Annotated in this window: 20 protein-coding genes; 8 read left to right on the forward strand and 12 right to left on the reverse strand. The window is 42.0% G+C overall.

Annotated features, from left to right (window positions below; genetic code table 11):
* Positions 1-177 precede the first annotated feature (177 nt).
* The 3 genes from rsxC to QN079_RS08615 are packed head-to-tail and all read left to right on the forward strand — an operon-like array spanning position 178 to position 3,175.
* Entirely contained in the window at positions 178-1,515 is a 1,338-nt protein-coding gene (gene rsxC / locus QN079_RS08605; protein ID WP_034857394.1) for an electron transport complex subunit RsxC, read from the forward strand.
* Entirely contained in the window at positions 1,508-2,578 is a 1,071-nt protein-coding gene (locus tag QN079_RS08610) for an RnfABCDGE type electron transport complex subunit D (protein ID WP_015509781.1), read from the forward strand. The genes rsxC and QN079_RS08610 overlap by 8 nt, the downstream gene beginning before the upstream one ends.
* Positions 2,579-2,602: 24 nt before the next feature.
* Positions 2,603-3,175: a hypothetical protein gene (locus QN079_RS08615; protein ID WP_015509782.1), complete on the forward strand. Its 573-nt coding sequence runs from the start codon at positions 2,603-2,605 to the stop codon at positions 3,173-3,175.
* Between the two features lie 36 nt (positions 3,176-3,211).
* Here the strand turns inward: QN079_RS08615 and QN079_RS08620 are convergent, their stop codons facing one another.
* Positions 3,212-3,409, reverse strand: a complete 198-nt coding sequence (locus tag QN079_RS08620; RefSeq protein WP_015509783.1) for a hypothetical protein — start codon at positions 3,407-3,409, stop codon at positions 3,212-3,214.
* Positions 3,410-3,544: 135 nt separating this feature from the next.
* Between QN079_RS08620 and QN079_RS08625 the strand changes: the two genes are divergently transcribed.
* Positions 3,545-3,817: a hypothetical protein gene (locus QN079_RS08625; protein WP_005226206.1), complete on the forward strand. Its 273-nt coding sequence runs from the start codon at positions 3,545-3,547 to the stop codon at positions 3,815-3,817.
* Positions 3,818-3,906: 89 nt separating this feature from the next.
* Here the strand turns inward: QN079_RS08625 and QN079_RS08630 are convergent, their stop codons facing one another.
* The 3 genes from QN079_RS08630 to QN079_RS08640 all read right to left on the reverse strand — a co-directional run bounded on the left by QN079_RS08630 (position 3,907) and on the right by QN079_RS08640 (position 5,395).
* Entirely contained in the window at positions 3,907-4,266 is a 360-nt protein-coding gene (locus QN079_RS08630; protein ID WP_008381942.1) for a hypothetical protein, read from the reverse strand.
* Positions 4,267-4,446: 180 nt separating this feature from the next.
* Entirely contained in the window at positions 4,447-4,992 is a 546-nt protein-coding gene (locus QN079_RS08635; protein WP_015509784.1) for a metal ABC transporter permease, read from the reverse strand.
* Positions 4,976-5,395, reverse strand: coding sequence for a DUF4430 domain-containing protein (locus tag QN079_RS08640; RefSeq protein WP_005226209.1), 420 nt, complete (start codon positions 5,393-5,395; stop codon positions 4,976-4,978). The genes QN079_RS08635 and QN079_RS08640 overlap by 17 nt, the downstream gene beginning before the upstream one ends.
* 165 nt (positions 5,396-5,560) lie before the next feature.
* On the opposite strand from QN079_RS08640, the gene QN079_RS08645 reads away from it, so the two are divergent.
* Both QN079_RS08645 and QN079_RS08650 read left to right on the forward strand, forming a co-directional pair.
* A complete protein-coding gene (locus QN079_RS08645) occupies positions 5,561-6,961 on the forward strand; it encodes a C69 family dipeptidase (RefSeq protein WP_289229520.1) in 1,401 nt (466 codons plus the stop codon).
* A 185-nt stretch (positions 6,962-7,146) separates the two neighbouring features.
* Positions 7,147-7,317 carry a hypothetical protein gene (locus tag QN079_RS08650; RefSeq protein WP_010748430.1) on the forward strand — a complete coding sequence of 57 codons (171 nt, stop codon included), beginning with the start codon at positions 7,147-7,149 and terminating at the stop codon, positions 7,315-7,317.
* 59 nt (positions 7,318-7,376) lie between these two features.
* On the opposite strand, the gene QN079_RS08655 is transcribed toward QN079_RS08650, so the two are convergent.
* From QN079_RS08655 to QN079_RS08670, 4 genes are all read right to left on the reverse strand, one after another.
* A complete protein-coding gene (locus QN079_RS08655; RefSeq protein WP_289229521.1) occupies positions 7,377-8,537 on the reverse strand; it encodes a MalY/PatB family protein in 1,161 nt (386 codons plus the stop codon).
* A 30-nt stretch (positions 8,538-8,567) separates the two neighbouring features.
* Positions 8,568-10,130 (reverse strand): maltose/glucose-specific PTS transporter subunit IIBC, encoded by a 1,563-nt coding sequence (gene malX / locus QN079_RS08660; RefSeq protein ID WP_289229522.1) that lies wholly within the window; start codon positions 10,128-10,130, stop codon positions 8,568-8,570.
* Between the two features lie 103 nt (positions 10,131-10,233).
* On the reverse strand, positions 10,234-11,019 hold the full coding sequence (locus QN079_RS08665) for a MurR/RpiR family transcriptional regulator (RefSeq protein WP_289229523.1): 786 nt from the start codon (positions 11,017-11,019) through the stop codon (positions 10,234-10,236).
* Positions 11,020-11,190: 171 nt separating this feature from the next.
* Complete coding sequence (locus QN079_RS08670) at positions 11,191-11,373, reverse strand: hypothetical protein (protein WP_289229524.1); 183 nt, start codon at positions 11,371-11,373, stop codon at positions 11,191-11,193.
* Between the two features lie 165 nt (positions 11,374-11,538).
* On the opposite strand from QN079_RS08670, the gene QN079_RS08675 reads away from it, so the two are divergent.
* Positions 11,539-12,204 (forward strand): NAD(P)H-dependent oxidoreductase, encoded by a 666-nt coding sequence (locus QN079_RS08675; protein WP_353957168.1) that lies wholly within the window; start codon positions 11,539-11,541, stop codon positions 12,202-12,204.
* Entirely contained in the window at positions 12,204-12,377 is a 174-nt protein-coding gene (locus tag QN079_RS08680; protein WP_005226215.1) for a hypothetical protein, read from the forward strand. Before QN079_RS08675 ends, QN079_RS08680 begins: the two co-directional genes overlap by 1 nt.
* Before the next feature lie 96 nt (positions 12,378-12,473).
* Here QN079_RS08680 and dat read toward each other — a convergent pair whose 3' ends face one another.
* The 4 genes from dat to QN079_RS08700 form a co-directional block, all read right to left on the reverse strand.
* Complete coding sequence (gene dat / locus QN079_RS08685) at positions 12,474-13,331, reverse strand: D-amino-acid transaminase (RefSeq protein ID WP_289229526.1); 858 nt, start codon at positions 13,329-13,331, stop codon at positions 12,474-12,476.
* Positions 13,332-13,452: 121 nt separating this feature from the next.
* On the reverse strand, positions 13,453-14,553 hold the full coding sequence (locus tag QN079_RS08690; RefSeq protein ID WP_010748435.1) for an AI-2E family transporter: 1,101 nt from the start codon (positions 14,551-14,553) through the stop codon (positions 13,453-13,455).
* Positions 14,554-14,715: 162 nt separating this feature from the next.
* Positions 14,716-15,144, reverse strand: a complete 429-nt coding sequence (locus QN079_RS08695; protein WP_015509791.1) for a hypothetical protein — start codon at positions 15,142-15,144, stop codon at positions 14,716-14,718.
* Between the two features lie 76 nt (positions 15,145-15,220).
* Complete coding sequence (locus tag QN079_RS08700) at positions 15,221-15,637, reverse strand: GNAT family N-acetyltransferase (RefSeq protein ID WP_005226220.1); 417 nt, start codon at positions 15,635-15,637, stop codon at positions 15,221-15,223.
* Positions 15,638-15,755: the final 118 nt, after the last annotated feature.

A 15,755-nucleotide genomic window follows, 5' to 3' on the forward strand; every position in this document is an offset into this window, starting at 1 on the left:
CCTCCTCTATTCCATCGAACATATGAACGACCAATCATGTTTATACCCTGATTATATATGAACAAACAATCATATGTCAACCGAAATAAGTTTTTCTTGTGAAATGTAAGCGTTTATGGTTTTGAGAATGCGGATGGCATGCTAGAATAAAGTTAGGAGAAAAAAGGAGTGTTGGCTATGAGAACATTTACTGGTGGAATTTCACTAAGTCCCCCGTTACAAATGTTAAAAGAAAAATTAATGATCGAACAGGATGAAATCCTTACCTTTTCACCCACGATGGTCTTTATCCCTTTGGCACAACATATTGGTGCCCCTGTCGAACCGACGGTTTCCGTTGGTGAGTACGTCAAGCAAGGGCAAGTGATCGCTGAAGCAGATGCCTTTGTATCTGCGAAAGTCCATGCATCTGTTTCGGGCAAAATCGTCGATATTGTCGATTGGCCAAATCAAAACAATGAAGAAGGAAAAACCATCATCATTGAAAACGATTATGCCTTCGATAATGATTTTTTGTCTACCCCATTCAACTGGCAATCTGCTGCTAACGAAACGATCCTCAAAAAAATCCGTCAAGGCGGTATCGCCGGCAAAGGCGGTGCAACGTTTCCCACCCATGTCAAATTCAGTATTGATGAAAATAAAAAAATCCATACCTTGATCTTAAACGGATCTGAATGTGAGCCCTTTTTGCGCAGTGATGCCTTCTTAATGCAAAAAGAAGCCCAAAAAATCATCCAAGGGGCAAAAATTGCCCAAAAATTGTTAGCTGATCCAAAAATCATCATTGGCATCGAGGATGATAAACCGCTAGCCATTTCAGCGATGCAAGCCGCAAGTGCAGAGGATGACACGATAGAAGTCGTTACTGTCCCAACTGTTTATCCAACCGGTGGTGAAAAGCAGTTAGTAGAGTTATTGACCGATCAGGAGGTACCTTTAGGCGGCTTGACTGCCGATATTGGGATCGTATTGATCAATGTTGCCACCAGCTTTGCCATCGCTGAAGCGGTCTGTTATGACAAACCACTGATTGAACGCTATACAACCGTGACTGGTGATGTTCAACATCCACGCATCGTCAAAAATCCTTTAGGAACACTCGCAGGAGAGTTGATCGATTTTGCTGGCGGCTTTCAAGGTGCGCCCAGCAAGCTGATTCTTGGCGGCCCCATGATGGGGAAATCCGTCAAAACATTAAAGGTTCCGGTCACCAAAGGCAGCAACGGGATCGTTGTTTTTAATGAAGAAACCGATTGGCTATATGCCGAGAACCCCTGCATTCGCTGCAATAAATGTGTTGAAGCTTGTCCGATGCGCCTGATGCCGATGGAGATTGATCAATTCTATCGAGCAGGCGATTATCAAAAATGTGAAGAATTGCTGGCAGAAGCGTGTATCAATTGTGGTGCTTGCACCTTTGTCTGTCCAGCCAAACGTTCCTTAGCTGCCAACATCACTGCCGCAAAAGGCAAGGTTGCACAGCTGCAGAAGGAGGCGAAGGAAAGTGCCTGATTACTACAAGGATTCCGATAGCGAGCGCCTCTTTCAGCAACGAAAAAACCAAGAAACACCACCAAGCCCCCATATTCGCAGCAATGACGAAACAGTCAAAATCATGGGCTGTGTAGTACTAGCCTTACTACCAGCAGTTTTATTCTCGGGCTACCTTTTCGGGCTCAAGGTATATGGGTTGTTTTTCATTGCGTTAGCCACGGCGTTTGCCGCAGACGGAATTTGGTCCTACCTCATCAAACGGCCATTTCGTTTCGATCTAAGCATCGTTGTGACGGCATTGCTTTTAACGATGAATCTTCCACCGACCGCACCTTGGTATTTCCCAGTGATCGGGGTGGCGTTTGCCGTGATCATCGTCAAAGAATTTTTTGGCGGTATCGGCTATAACTTTTTAAATCCAGCCCTTGGCGGTCGCGCCTTGTTGATTGGCTTGTTTTATAACCAGATGTTTTTGATCAGTTGGCCAGATCCACCTTTTGGCAGCATCGCTCCTGATGTGGTTTCGCAAGCTACGGCGAACGATGTCGTTTCCGGTGCTACGCCATTAGCTGTCATGAAGGCCGGGGACACCTTAAGCGGTTCTGATCTGTTGGATGCTTTTTTAGGATTTACTGGGGGACGAATCGGTGAAACCAGTGCCTTGCTTTTACTTCTGGGTGGAATTTTTCTCGTTTACAAGAAAATCATCTCCCCTCGTATCCCACTGATTATTTTTGCAACGATCGGGCTCTTTGCTTTTATCCTTGGTCCAGAAGGACTTTTTACTGGCAGTTGGCAAACGGTGATTGGGCATATCATCAGCGGTGGTGCCATGTTGGGTGCGATCTATATGGCGACTGATTATTCTTCGACTCCAGGAACAAAAGCAGGAGAAAATCTTTTTGCCTTAGGCGTGGGGCTTCTCGTTGTCCTCTTCCGTTTCTTTGGTTTCACAAACGAAGGCATGAGCTATGCCATCTTGATCATGAATTGTTTTACTCCACTCATCGATCGCTTCTTACGCCTTCGCATTTTAGGGGAAGGAAAAAAGACCCCGTTCAACCTTAAAATCATGAGCTAAAACGCAAGAAAGGAGCGTTCTCATATGATGATCGCCAATCGACTAGTGGTCTTCCTAGTCATTCTACTCACAAATTACGCCTGTCAAAATTTGGCGCCGACCGTCAAAGAAAAAAAACCGAACGTGACGACACGGGTGGTTTTCCTGTCAGGGATCATTGCAGTCGCATACTTGTTGAGCGGTTTAAGTTTTTATCTTTTGCTTCAAAATCGCTTTGTCTATGGCAATCAAGTGGTCACCAATTTGGTAAGTGCTGCCATCATCGCCTTGATTACTGCCAGTTTATGCTTACTGATCGTTCCAGCAAAAAAACGTTTCTTGACGAATGATCTAAAAAAGACGACCCTAGTCAGTGTCATCTTGCTGACGATCGCCACTGTGACCCAATTTCCCTATACCGATTATTTAACCAATTTATTTGTTGCTGTAGGCATGTATTTTCTCTTTTCCTGTGCTTTGTCAGGGGTTCATACACGAAATCAAATTGCCGCAATTCCGCCAATTCTGAAAGGCCTACCCCTGGACATCGTGACACTTTTTCTATTTTATCTGAGCTTTTCCTTTCTCAACGGTGTCTTCTTCAATTATTTATTCTAAACAAAAAGCAAGTCCCGCTTTGGCAGCGGAACTTGCTTATTTCTTGCGGAATATTTCTCTGAAGGAACCGATCAAAAAACCAGTCGAAAAAGCATTTTGTGCTTTTTGTTCTTTTTCAGCAGCGATTTTTTGTCGTGTTCGCAGCCCTTTATTGGCATTTTTGGACTTCTTCCCTTCACGGAGTTCTTTCGAAGCCTTTTGAAACTCTTTTGAGAAACGGTTATACCCAACCATTCCTTTTGCCTCCTTTCTTTTTACGTGGCACATAATAACGAGGATTTATTATAGGAATTGCCTTTCTGATGCAAATCAGGTAACATAACAGACAGAAAGATGATTTATCCCAGGTTTATCAGAAAGGAAGATCCCATGAACGAAACCCACACTGGATTGTTAGTCAATAGCCGTGTTTTTCAAGAAACGCCAATGATGCTAACAGGTATCCAACTTTTAGAAGACCACAAAATCGTGAATTGCATTATTAAGGATCGCTACTTAGCCAGTTATGTCTTACGCCTTCCTTTAAATAAATACCAATTAGAAGTCGAAGGAAAATGGAACAAGCGGGAACAGTTAGTGATCAAGCATATGAAAATCAAGAATATCGATGAGTTTATTAAAATCGTCGGTACGCCAGAATAACAGGACTCACGAAAAGCAAGTGCAGGCAACTGCCCTTGCTTTTTTTTTGAAAAAATCCAGCTGATTTTTCCCGCGTGTTCCTCCGATGTTTATCGCGACATTCTGGTAAACCGATCGATCAAGGCTTTTTGCTCCTCTTTGATACCGATCGCCAACGGTTTGATCATTAGTTTGACAGTGGTTGAAGGTGTCTGAATCTGGACTTTTTTATTTACCACACCGCCTAGTTGTAATTTTGTGATCTCGTGGATCATAATTGTCTGCATCCCTTTTTCATGAAATTGCAGATCTAACTGAATCAAGTGGATTTTTTCTTCGTCAACCACCACGATAAAATACTTTGGTGTTGGCAGGGCAATCATTTTGGCTTCCTCGGCATAACCAGCCAGTTTTCCATGGAACTTCGCACGGTAGCTTTCTAAATCATCTTTTTTCACGATCCATTTCATCAAAAGCCACATCCTTCCTTAGATACCTTAAGGATACCTGCAGAAACCGCTTTTGCACAACAATATGCCTGCTTGTTTCCTCACATAGCCCCTTTCACCTCGCTTGATCGTCAAAGACTTTTCCTCTAGTCATGGACGTTTTGCCCGAACTTAGCTAACTCAACAAAAAAAGCGAAGCGCTTAGTGCCCTTCGCTGTTGTTCTTTGGATAGTAGTGTTGGAAAAGCCGCAGAAAAATCGGTGCTAGTAACAGATAAAAAATGCCATTGCCTATTGCGTGGAGGGCATCAAAGCTCAATCCTTGAAAATAATAAGCCCAAAAGCTAGGAAACCCATAAAGTTTGACACTGATCCAAGATATCACAAAGCCATAAGCAAACCCTGCAAATACACTGTAGCTGACTTGTAAAAGCAATCGTTTCATAAACAGCTTGCTTTTTGACAACAGATACATCCCCAAAATAATGATTGCATAGCTAACTAATTGAGCAATCGTCCATATTCCCATTCCCATGTAAAAATTGGTAATCAGCATCGAGAGCAGACAAACGATCAATCCACGACTAAGACCTAAATGGATGGTTACTAATAAAAAGATCACCGTCATTGGTTGAACATTGGGTAAGGGTTGAAAAAGTGACCTGCCGACGACGGCCGCTGCCACAAGCAGCCCTAAATAAGCAATTTCTTTTCCAGCAAATGCAAGTGGTTTATTCGAATTTTTCATAGGTGAAAACCACTTTATCGTTGTTTCCTAAAAAGGTATCATCTGCCCCAGTTGTAATCATTTCATCATTGATCGTATATGTCCAATAATAGCCAGCTTTTTCATCTTGCGCTAAACCGTCAATGCTGGTGATCATCCCTTGATTTTCTTCCAAGTCAAAGTTCTCTTTCATGATAGTCATCAAAGAAACCCCTTCTTTAAAAGTGACCGTTTTGGTTTCGATCTCCTGGTCTTGCTCTTCACTTTTATTATTGAAGCTGATTTGGGCAGTGCGCTCTTCGGCGTTTTGTTGGACTGACGAAGATTCACTGGAGGAGTTTCCCGCATCCATCGATGGTTTGGCACAGCCGGCAAAAACCAGACTTAGTAAAAAAATATAACTAAAAACAACTGTTTTCTTCATAATAATGGCTCCTTTGATTTTTTTTACAACACCTTATTCTACTAAAAATTAATAAAAAAGGCGAAATTTTTTTGTTCCTCTCTATAGAAAGCATTGTAAAACCATGAGACTATGGATATACTAGCTTCAATCATTCGTAAGAAGAAATGAAGGAGTGTTGGAAAGATGGATAGAAAAAAAGCGTCCTGTACCACTTTACTAGTAGGAAAAAAAGCATCGATCGACGGCTCGACCATGATTGCCCGCAATGAAGATTCTGGAAGCGGTTCGGAACCGCAAAAATTCGTCGTCATCACTCCAGAACGGCAAGGAAATGAATTTTACGCCGTTTTAAGCGACTGTCGAATCAGTTTGCCAGCAAAATCATTACGCTATACTTCAACCCCTGAAGCAGATGAATCGCAAGGAGTTTGGGCAGCTTCAGGAATCAATGAAGAAAATATCGCCATGACTGCAACAGAAACGATCACAACCAATTCACGCGTTTTGGCTATTGATCCATATGTGGAAGATGGTATCGGGGAAGCTGATTTCGTCAGCATCGTACTGCCTTACATCCATTCCGCTAAAGAAGGTGTTTTACGCTTAGGGGAACTCTTAGAAACCTATGGGACCTATGAAGCCAACGGGATCGCTTTTTCTGATGCCGAGGAAATCTGGTATATGGAAACCATCGGTGGACATCACTGGGCAGCTGTTCGCATACCAGATGATGCCTATGTCGTGGCACCAAATCGCTTAAACATTGATCACTTCGATTTCGCCTCAGAAATGACGTTGTGTTCGCAGGATCTCGAACAGTTGATTGAAGACTATCAATTAAATCCTGATTTTGAAGGCATTAATCTACGCCATATTTTTGGCAGCTCCTCAGAAAAAGATACCCGTTACAATAACCCGCGGGCATGGTACATTCAAAAACACTTTAGCGGAACAGCCGCTGAACCGATCGATCAAGAGCTCCCGTTTGTATGCTACCCAAAACAAAAGCTATCCGTGGAAGATGTAAAATGGGCATTGAGCTCCCACTTCCAAAATACGCCTTTTGACCCTTACGGTACAGGGAGCGAGACACAAAAAACACAATTCCGATCGATTGCTCTCAATCGCAACCAGCAAGTCCATATTTTACAGATCCGCAACCACGTGCCCGCAGCAATCGCTGGCATTCATTGGCTTGCCTTTGGCCCCAATACCTTCAATGGCGTTGTGCCCTTTTATGCAGCTATCACTAAGACCCCACTTGGCTATTGTGATACGACAAAGACCTACGATCCATCAAATAGCTATTGGTTAGGACGCACCTTGGCGTTGATTGGAGACAGCGACTACGATCGCTATAGTGATCTTGCCAACCGTTTTGAAATGGAAACGATGGCGGCTTGTCGCCGCATCCAACAAGAAACTGATCGTAAAGCTTCCGCTGACAAGCAGCCTACTCGTCTGCTTGAAGAAGCCAACGCTGAGATGGCCGAACTGTATTTAAAAAATGCAACAACGTTACTAGGAAAAATGGTGGAGTCTGGCAGTAATAAAATGGCCTTGCGTTTTTCTTTAGCCGATTAGTCAATCGCTGAAAATAAAAGGATTAACAAAAACTTTACATGGAATTGCAGCAATCTAAACATTGCTCTCCTATACTAAAGATACCAATTCGTTTTCTTTTTCCTTGCTGGTACAAATCAAGCAATTGATTTGTACTAGTCCCCCTATTGAAGATCAATTGGTAAAAACCGTTGGGAGGAATGAACATGACTACAAGCATTTATCGGACTGTCACCAACGAAATTGTTAAAGGTGAGATCATCAAGAGCAAGAGTCAGCAAGATATGCTGATCATTCAAGACAAAGAAGGTTATTTCCATGTCGTTGAACCAATCCCCGTTACTACTGCAATGACTCCCCGCACGACGAAAGACTAAAAAACCACTGGCGATCAGAAAGAATACAGGATCTTTCTGATTGCTCAGTGGGTTCTTTTTTATGTCAAACTCATTGTGAATCGCTTCAAGCCATCAATGAGTTTTTCTCGCGAACAGCCAATGTTTAGGCGCAAAAAATTTCTCCCCTCTTTCCCATAGATCTCTCCTGACATAATCGCGACTTTCCCCTTTCGAATCATTCGTTGCTGCAATTCCGCCATCGTTAAACCCAGTGCTGTACAATCAATCCACATAAGATACGTGGCTTCGCTTTTCGTGACAACGAGTTCTGGGTGATGTTCCTGTAAATAAGCGATCACATAAGCAATGTTACCATCAATATAGTCATTGAGCTGATCCACCCACTTACTTTCATTATCGTAGGCAGCAATCGTTGCGGTCATGCCAAAAATACTGGTGGAGCTCAACCCATCGGCTTCTTTTAACTGAGTTAAGAAGCGCTCACGCAACTTGGGATCAGGAATGATTCCATAAGAATAAATCAACCCTGGGAAATTAAATGTTTTACTTCCCGAAGTAACAAGGGCTACATTTTCTTGCAACAAATCAATGATCGGTTGATGCCTTTGTCCTTTTCTTACAATGTCCATATGGATCTCATCAGAGATGATAAATACATCATGGGTTTTCGCCAATTCGATGATTCGTTGCAACTCATCCTTTTGCCAGACTCTCCCAGTTGGGTTATGAGGACTACAGAGGAGAAGAACTTTATTTTCAGGCTGTGCCATCAATCTTGTTAGCTCTTCGAAATCAATGCGATACGACTTAGCATCATAGATGAGTGTATTAGGTACGATTTTTCTTTTGTTCTCTTTGATCATTTTATAAAACGCATCATACGCTGGCGTCTGAATAATGATCCCATCTCCTGGTTCACTGAGTAGGGTGACGAGCTGTTTAACGCTATACATAACGGAAGGACTGTAGACCAGCCAATCGCTTTTGATCATGCTGTTAAAACGTTCAGAATACCATTTGCAGACCGCTTGCTTGAATTCATTATGATTCCAACGTGTGTACCCAAAAACCGGGTGCTGCATCCGCTTGATAAGTGCCGCTTCAACTGCAGCTGGCACCTTGAAATCCGTATCGGAAATCGTAAATGGCAACAAGTTTTTTTCACCAAAACGGTCTTCAACATAATCCCATTGAGTACACTGGGTTCCTTTACGATTGATTGGTTCATCAAAAAACATTTTCTTCACTCCTACTACTTGACAATTTTGCTAAAGAATCGCATCAAGTTGATTTCTGACTGTTGTTACTTTCGTTCCAATGATTACTTGAACGTTAGTATCATCTAAGTGAACGACTCCAAGCGCACCTAGTTTTTTCAGCCGTTCATCATCAACCAATGTACCATCGTTTAGAACGAGGCGTAGCCGTGTAATGCAATTGTCTAAAGAATCAATATTGCTTGCTCCCCCTAAAGCTGCCAAAATACCATGGGCATCGTAGCCACTCTTTCCAGAATAGGTCATTTCCTCTTCCAACTCATTCGTTTGATCACTGTTCTCTTCTCTACCAGGTGTCTTCAAGTTCTTGCGAAGGATTACTGTTTTAAAAACAAAGTAATAAAGGGCAAACCAGCAAGCTCCTACGATCAGAACGAGCCACCATTTTGTATATGCGCCTTGCATCACACCAAAGATAAGAAAATCAAGCACGCCCCCATCGGTATTTCCAATCGTGACACCTAATAGACTCATTACCATAAATCCAGCACCTGTCATGATGACATGAAAAATCCATAATAAAGGGCTGATGAATAAGAATAAAAATTCGATTGGTTCAGTAATTCCTGTCACAAAAGTTGCAATGACGCCTGAAATCAATAAGCCTTTTATTTTTGAACGATTCTCAGGTTTTGCCGTGTGGTACATAGCTAATGCTGCTGCCGGTAAGCCAAACATAAAGGTTGGCATCTTCCCTTGAGACAAGAACGCAGTTGCACTTGGTGAGATGCTCAAGCCGTTTTGTAATTCCGCATAAAAAATATTCAACGCCCCAAAGACTTGCTGACCATCGATCAGCTGACTTCCCCCGGCTTCGGTAAAGCGAATCATGGAAACCAAAATATGGTGTAATCCAAATGGCAGTAACAAGCGCTCACCTGAACCAAATAAGAACGGACCGAATGGACCAGCTTGTTGGATCAAATGTCCGATTCCTGTGATGATCATAGCAAACAACGGCCAAATCATCGGAATGACCACCCCGACAACAGCTAAAGTAAGCGAGGTGATGATTGGAACAAAACGTGCTCCTGAAAAGAATGCAAAACTATCTGGCAATTGAAAATGGTAGAAGCGCATATGCAATTTATAAACGATCAATCCTGCGATAATACCTCCTAGAACACCCATTGATAATGTTTGAATGCCAAAAACGATCTCTTGCCCTGCTTCTCGTAGTTGATCTGCAGCAGCTAATTGATTCGTTTCTTGTAAATAAAAATTGATGGATAAATGCATCACGACATAGCCCACAAAGCCTGAGAATGCCGCAACTCCCTTCTCTTTTCTTGCTAGACCTAAAGGAATCGCCATCGCAAACATGACGGGTAAGTAACTAAAGGCAAACCCACCGATCGTTGACATGAATCGAAAAACCACTTGGAGCCAAGAGGCACCTAAAAATGGGAAAACGTCGATCGTTGAAGAAGATGAAAATGAACTACCAATCCCTAAAAATAAACCCATGAATGCGAGTAAAGCGACTGGCAACATAAATGTTTTCCCAAGTCCTTGAAAAATTTCCATCCAGCTTGCTTTCTTTCCTTTTTGCATATCATTTCCTCCTAACACTTTTATCTCTTAAAATGTAAACGATATCAAGAAGGCTTACAATACAGTTCCCCAAAGAAGAATGACCATTCACAAAATGGAATGGTCATTCAGGATCAAGTCCTTCTTCGATTTGATTGGCGTATTGAATAATTAAAATATCCAGTAACGCAGCTAAGGAGATCCGCGGGCTCAGATCGACTTCATGATGATAAATCGCTGACATTTCAACAGGAAAAGAGAAGGTGGCAAGCTTTTCTAACGTGCTTTTTGGTTGACCAATACAGGCTAAAATCGGCACGCCTCTTTGTTTCAAACGAGTAGCATAATTTAGCATCCCGATCGTTTCTCCACTATGACTAATAAAAAGAGCTAAATCATTTTTTGATAGTTGGTTCGCGATGGTTGTCAATTCATCCCAATCCGTTGATGCACCCACTGTTTTACCTAAAAAGCGCAATTTTCGACTTGCAGATAATGCGACCGGCGCACTTTGCCCTAAAGCGAAAAATTCGATTCGTTGTGCTTGCTGCAGCATTTCCACGGCACGCTGAAAGTCAGCTTCTTCAATCATTGATAAGGATGTCGTCAGCTGGTCAATCATTTGCTTGATCAGTGGGGATAAGCCAAGAGAGGCTTGGGTAGCAGACTCGTTTCTTTCAAGGCTTTGATAACTTTTCAATGAAAATTTGAATTCTTGAAAACCCGTAAAGCCAAGCTTTTTCGCCATTCGACTGATCGTTGCTTGACTAGTATAGGTTTGAGAAGCTAACTCATCGGCCGTCATTTCCGAAACTTTCTCAGGCGCTCTCAAACAATAGTTAAGGACGGTTCGTTCTACTCGGTTTAGCTCAGGGATTTTGTATTGGATTCGTTTGTATAAATGGTTCATCACCTGCTTCTCCTCTCTACTGTTTCTTCATTCTTCTCCTCTCCACTATGCTTCATTTACTCATTATACCTTCCATCAAGAAAAGTACCAACTGATGATGAAGAACTTGACAGCAAAAAAGTGAATCACCAGGTAAAAGGTGAGTCACTTCTTCTATTTTCTCTCTATCTATCATTTTTGCGCAGTCAATTCTGTAAACTCTTGCCCATTGCCATAGTCACTTTCTTTTGAGGGTTGCTTTCCAGATATTCGTTGTCGGCAACTGGCAAGTTTATTTTCGACATATTCCACTGTATTGGCGGCGAACATTACTACATTTGCTAGACCTTTGATCAAGGGATCATTTGATTCCATCCTCTATTCCCCCATTTCCTTCACGTGTAAGTTGTTACTGACACTTCCTTATCAATGAATATAGACGAGGTACCTTAAATCAAACTAAAAGAGGACCAACACTACGAAAAGCAAAGCAGACTAGTTTCCCTTTCTGGTAAAATATGGTACATGTAGTAGGAAAGGATGATCAATCTCATGATAAAAACCTTAGTGGTGGCTAGCCACCCAGATTTCCACAACTCACTTTCCCAACGTTTTTTCAGTGAAAGTGCCAAACTTCCAAATGTCACCATACACTTTCTTGATGATTTTTCTGACTTTTCTCTTGCCGATGAACAGGCGCTGCTGCAAAACTGTGACCGTTTGGTTTTACAATTCCCCTTATATTGGTACAGTGTTCCAGCAAAAATGAAAGCTTGGATCGATACGGTTTGGGAAAATTGTGCGCCTGCTTTGGTGGGAAAAGAAATCAGTTTCGCCGTTTCTACTGGTGTTGCTGCCAAAGAATTTCAGTTAGGCGGTCGAGAAAATACGACCTTTAACGAAATTTTGCATCCACTCGTACTGATGGCAAAAAAACACCAAATGACCGTGTTACCCATCGTTGTCCTTGACCAACTGATGTATAAAACGGAAAAAGAAAAGCGTGCCTTTGTCATTGCCTATCAGCAATTATTATCGATGCCCGCTCCCTTTACGTTTGACCAAAAGCAACAATGGTTTGCTGAGAAACTGGCACATTTGGTTTCTAAAAAACCGCAGCTTTCTCCTTTGCTATCCCTGTTGCAGGAAAACCATGAAACATTGAACGAATTAGAAGATGCTTTAGCTGAATTGGAGGTGCTTTGATGGGGCATGATTGGCTAACACCGCTGATAGAACAATCCATTCAAGAAACCACTGATTACCATGAAAAAGCATTTTTGCAAGAGCTGGGACAGTTGTTGCAGCAGCAAGAAACCCGTATCGAATTGAAACAAGGAGAACTTGACGGGAAGTTGTGGAACCCTAGTGAATGGTAAGAAACAATTTTCAACGCAAGAAAAAGCTTTGGTCCCACCCAGCCTTAAAAATACTGGGTGTTGCCAAAGCTTTTTTAGGTGGTTTCTATTGCATAATCACAATGAATCGCTTTTATTCTTTGTGGCAGCGATATACGCTGCTTGCAATTGTTTCGTGATTGAACCCAATTCGCCAGTGCCAACGGGTTTCCCATCAATGGCGACGATCGGAACGATTTCCCAAACTGAGTTGGTTAAGAAACACTCTTGCGTGTTGCGTAGTGCCTCAATCGGGACGGGTTCTTCTCGATAGGGAATTTCTAATTGGCGACACAACTGAAGGACCTTCATTTTCGTGATCCCCGGTAACACCAAGCGCCCGTCCGGATGAGTATAGACGATCCCATCAATGACAAACCAGAGATTGGATGCAGATGCTTCTGTAAAAAAGCCATCTCGTTGCAGTAACGCATCATCGAAACCAGCTTCGATCGCTTGATCCAGCGCCAAAAGATTCCCTAACAAACTCAATGATTTGATATCACAATGCAACCAGCGTTCATCAGGAAGGACGGTTGTCGAAAGCCCTGCTTGCTGCATTTCATCTGGTCGTTCAAAGGGGATCACATTTGCCGTCACCACCCCTTTGACCGATCCAGCTGGTGGAAACTCGTGATTTCTCGGAGAAGCGATTCCTCGGGTGATCTGAAGATAGATTTCTCCTTCTGTGATTCCTTCAGTCTTAATGAGTAACTTTAGGTTTTCAGTCAATTGGGGAATCGAATAGGGTAACGTTAGCTTAATTTTTTGTGCACTGCTTTCCAATCGAGCCATATGCTCCGCTAACATAAAACAGTGGCCATTATATATTCGGATAACTTCATAGATCCCATCACCATACTGATAGCCACGGTCTTCGATATCAATTCTCACTACCTCTCGATCAACGATCTGATCATTCCACAAAACCTTCATTTCCTCACTCCTATCGTCGTTTTCGTTTCAATCAGTATAGCATGAGTCTTTATACCGTGCTATGTGTCATCTAAAACAAAAAACTTGCTGATGAAGATTTCTTCAACTGCAAGTTTTATTGTTACAATGACTCCTTATCGATCACAGAACGTTCTAGTTTACGTTCCTGGAAAAAACGGAGTAGCGTGCCAGACATCGCCATAATGATCGAATACACTGGAAGTGCAACGATCATACCAACAAATCCCAGCAAGTTGCCTGCGATCAATAATAAGAACACCGCAATAATCGGATGGATATGCAACACTTTATTCATTACTAGAGGTGAAACTAGATACGATTCACCCAATTGAATGATCGTGATGCCCACTACCAATAAAATGGCAGTACGGATATCTAAACTTAAAGCAAATAGAAATGCGGGTGCCGCTCCGATAAATGGTCCGAAGTATGGGATGATATCCAAGACACCGCAAATCAGGCCTAAAAGCAACGCATTCTGCAAACCTAGCAAAGAAAAAATCAAATAACTGGAAACGGCAACGTACGAACATACAAGTAATTTCCCGCCAATATAAGCAGACGCTGCTTGGTGGAAATCACTGCATAACTGACGCATCAAACCTTGGTACTTTTTTGGTGTTTTGTTTGCTAAAAAGTCTGGCACTTTCTCACCGTCTTTAAACATATAGACTAAGAGCAGTGGGATCGTAAACAAAACGATCGCTGAGTGAGAAACGATGGAGATCAAACTCGTCAGACTATTCGTTGCCCCGGTAATAAACTGCAAAGCGAAATTGCTCGCTTGCGAAATATCGATCGAATCAATGAAAGGACCGAAAAGTTCCTCCAAATAGGAATGATCGATGTTATCGATCACCAAATTGATGATAACGGGTATTTGATTGATAAAGCGTCCCATCTCATAGGCTAATGCGGGTCCAATCACCTGAATGATCAAATAGGCTGCAAAAACGATCAACAACAGTGTCGCATACAGCGCAATGCTTTTCTTTTTCGTCCTTCTTTTTACCCAATTAAAGAAAGGCAAAAAGATATAAAAAATAAAAATTGATATCAGTACTGGTAAAAAGACACTAGAAAAGATTGCTTCTAATGGTCGAAAAACAAACAGTATATTTGAATAGATCCAGACGGCGATCCCTAAAAGGCAGACGATCACCAGACCTGCAAAAATTTTTGATTTTTTAAGAAACTCCAATAATTGATCCTCCTGATTCTAGAAAATACGTTCACTTCTTTCAGTTTATCATAATTTTTTAAGCGAATGATCCTTTCGCGAATATTTTTTCAAAAATCCACGTTTTTCATAGGAAACTTTTGAGTAATTTAATTATTTCCCCCATAAAACCCTTCTGCAAAATCAATTTTGATGAGCAGAAAAAGGAACCGAGAGTTGCAAGTGTTTGATACAGTAAGCTGCCACACCGAGCTGGAGTAAACCTAACACTAAGAAAATCAGATGCAAAACATTCCCGCCCCTTAATAAAATCACTTGAACAATGATCCAGATAACTAAACAGATGCCTAAAAGCAATTCCCCATGATACCCTTGGTTGCGCCACAATCGGATAGCTGCCAATAAATTGCCCAATCCTAACACAATTAGCAAAAACACCCCGGGAATCAGAAATGTTGTAAATGGCGTTCCTTGGAGCATGGACGATTCCAACCCAGCAAATGACTGTCCTTTCCTTAATGGCTCAATACTCATAAACGCCAGCATGCTTCCTCCACATGCGCCAACACCAATCACTAAACTTAACACAAATAATGCAAATCGCAGCTTCATTTCTCCCACTCCTTCATCAAACATAAAGCCGTTAATAAATTGACCATTTTCAACTAGCGATCGGGTTTCTGGCTATTTACTCGTTTTTAGGTAAATAAATAAATGCTGCAATTTGCTGCGTTTCTACAGAGGAAAAGCCGCAAGACTCATAAAATCGGCGCGTTTTCTCTGTGTTGTCCGTGATCAAAACCTTTTGTCGAATCGATGGATATCTCGCCAGCATTTTTTTGAGCAATCGCTGGCCAATTTTTTGACGTTGGAACGCTGGCGCTACTAATAGATCCTGAATATAAAGAATGGTTTGTCCATCGGTTATACATCGAATAAGTCCGACTAGCTGCTCTTCAACATAGGCAGTGATCACCTGTGACTGAGCTAGGCCGTTTAATAGTCGCTCTGGTTCTTTCGTATAGGCGACCCAGCCAACACATTTATATAAAGCGAGAATCTGATTTGAATCCTCTGGTAATTGATCTTTAAAGATGATAGTCATTCTTTTCCCCCCTTGTAACTTTTAACCAAACGATATAGCAACAAATAAAGAGTTAACAGTCCTTCTCCGAACAGGCTCTTGCTACCCTTCAAGCCGAATTGCTTTGCTTGACTAAAGA

Origin of the sequence: Enterococcus sp. FZMF, assembly GCF_030263915.1 — a bacterium.
Lineage (GTDB): Bacteria > Bacillota > Bacilli > Lactobacillales > Enterococcaceae > Enterococcus_D > Enterococcus_D casseliflavus.

Coding starts and splice junctions, on each gene's coding strand:
- QN079_RS08635 (WP_015509784.1), bottom strand. CDS start 4,992: ATGAAAAATTCGAATAAACCACTTGCATTTGCTGGAAAAGAAATTGCT.
- QN079_RS08645 (WP_289229520.1), top strand. CDS start 5,561: ATGGATAGAAAAAAAGCGTCCTGTACCACTTTACTAGTAGGAAAAAAA.
- QN079_RS08680 (WP_005226215.1), top strand. CDS start 12,204: ATGGGGCATGATTGGCTAACACCGCTGATAGAACAATCCATTCAAGAA.
- QN079_RS08650 (WP_010748430.1), top strand. CDS start 7,147: ATGACTACAAGCATTTATCGGACTGTCACCAACGAAATTGTTAAAGGT.
- QN079_RS08630 (WP_008381942.1), bottom strand. CDS start 4,266: ATGAAATGGATCGTGAAAAAAGATGATTTAGAAAGCTACCGTGCGAAG.
- QN079_RS08625 (WP_005226206.1), top strand. CDS start 3,545: ATGAACGAAACCCACACTGGATTGTTAGTCAATAGCCGTGTTTTTCAA.
- QN079_RS08700 (WP_005226220.1), bottom strand. CDS start 15,637: ATGACTATCATCTTTAAAGATCAATTACCAGAGGATTCAAATCAGATT.
- malX (WP_289229522.1), bottom strand. CDS start 10,130: ATGCAAAAAGGAAAGAAAGCAAGCTGGATGGAAATTTTTCAAGGACTT.
- QN079_RS08615 (WP_015509782.1), top strand. CDS start 2,603: ATGATGATCGCCAATCGACTAGTGGTCTTCCTAGTCATTCTACTCACA.
- QN079_RS08675 (WP_353957168.1), top strand. CDS start 11,539: ATGATCAATCTCATGATAAAAACCTTAGTGGTGGCTAGCCACCCAGAT.
- dat (WP_289229526.1), bottom strand. CDS start 13,331: ATGAAGGTTTTGTGGAATGATCAGATCGTTGATCGAGAGGTAGTGAGA.
- QN079_RS08665 (WP_289229523.1), bottom strand. CDS start 11,019: ATGAACCATTTATACAAACGAATCCAATACAAAATCCCTGAGCTAAAC.
- QN079_RS08655 (WP_289229521.1), bottom strand. CDS start 8,537: ATGTTTTTTGATGAACCAATCAATCGTAAAGGAACCCAGTGTACTCAA.
- QN079_RS08695 (WP_015509791.1), bottom strand. CDS start 15,144: ATGAAGCTGCGATTTGCATTATTTGTGTTAAGTTTAGTGATTGGTGTT.
- rsxC (WP_034857394.1), top strand. CDS start 178: ATGAGAACATTTACTGGTGGAATTTCACTAAGTCCCCCGTTACAAATG.
- QN079_RS08670 (WP_289229524.1), bottom strand. CDS start 11,373: ATGGAATCAAATGATCCCTTGATCAAAGGTCTAGCAAATGTAGTAATG.
- QN079_RS08640 (WP_005226209.1), bottom strand. CDS start 5,395: ATGAAGAAAACAGTTGTTTTTAGTTATATTTTTTTACTAAGTCTGGTT.
- QN079_RS08620 (WP_015509783.1), bottom strand. CDS start 3,409: ATGGTTGGGTATAACCGTTTCTCAAAAGAGTTTCAAAAGGCTTCGAAA.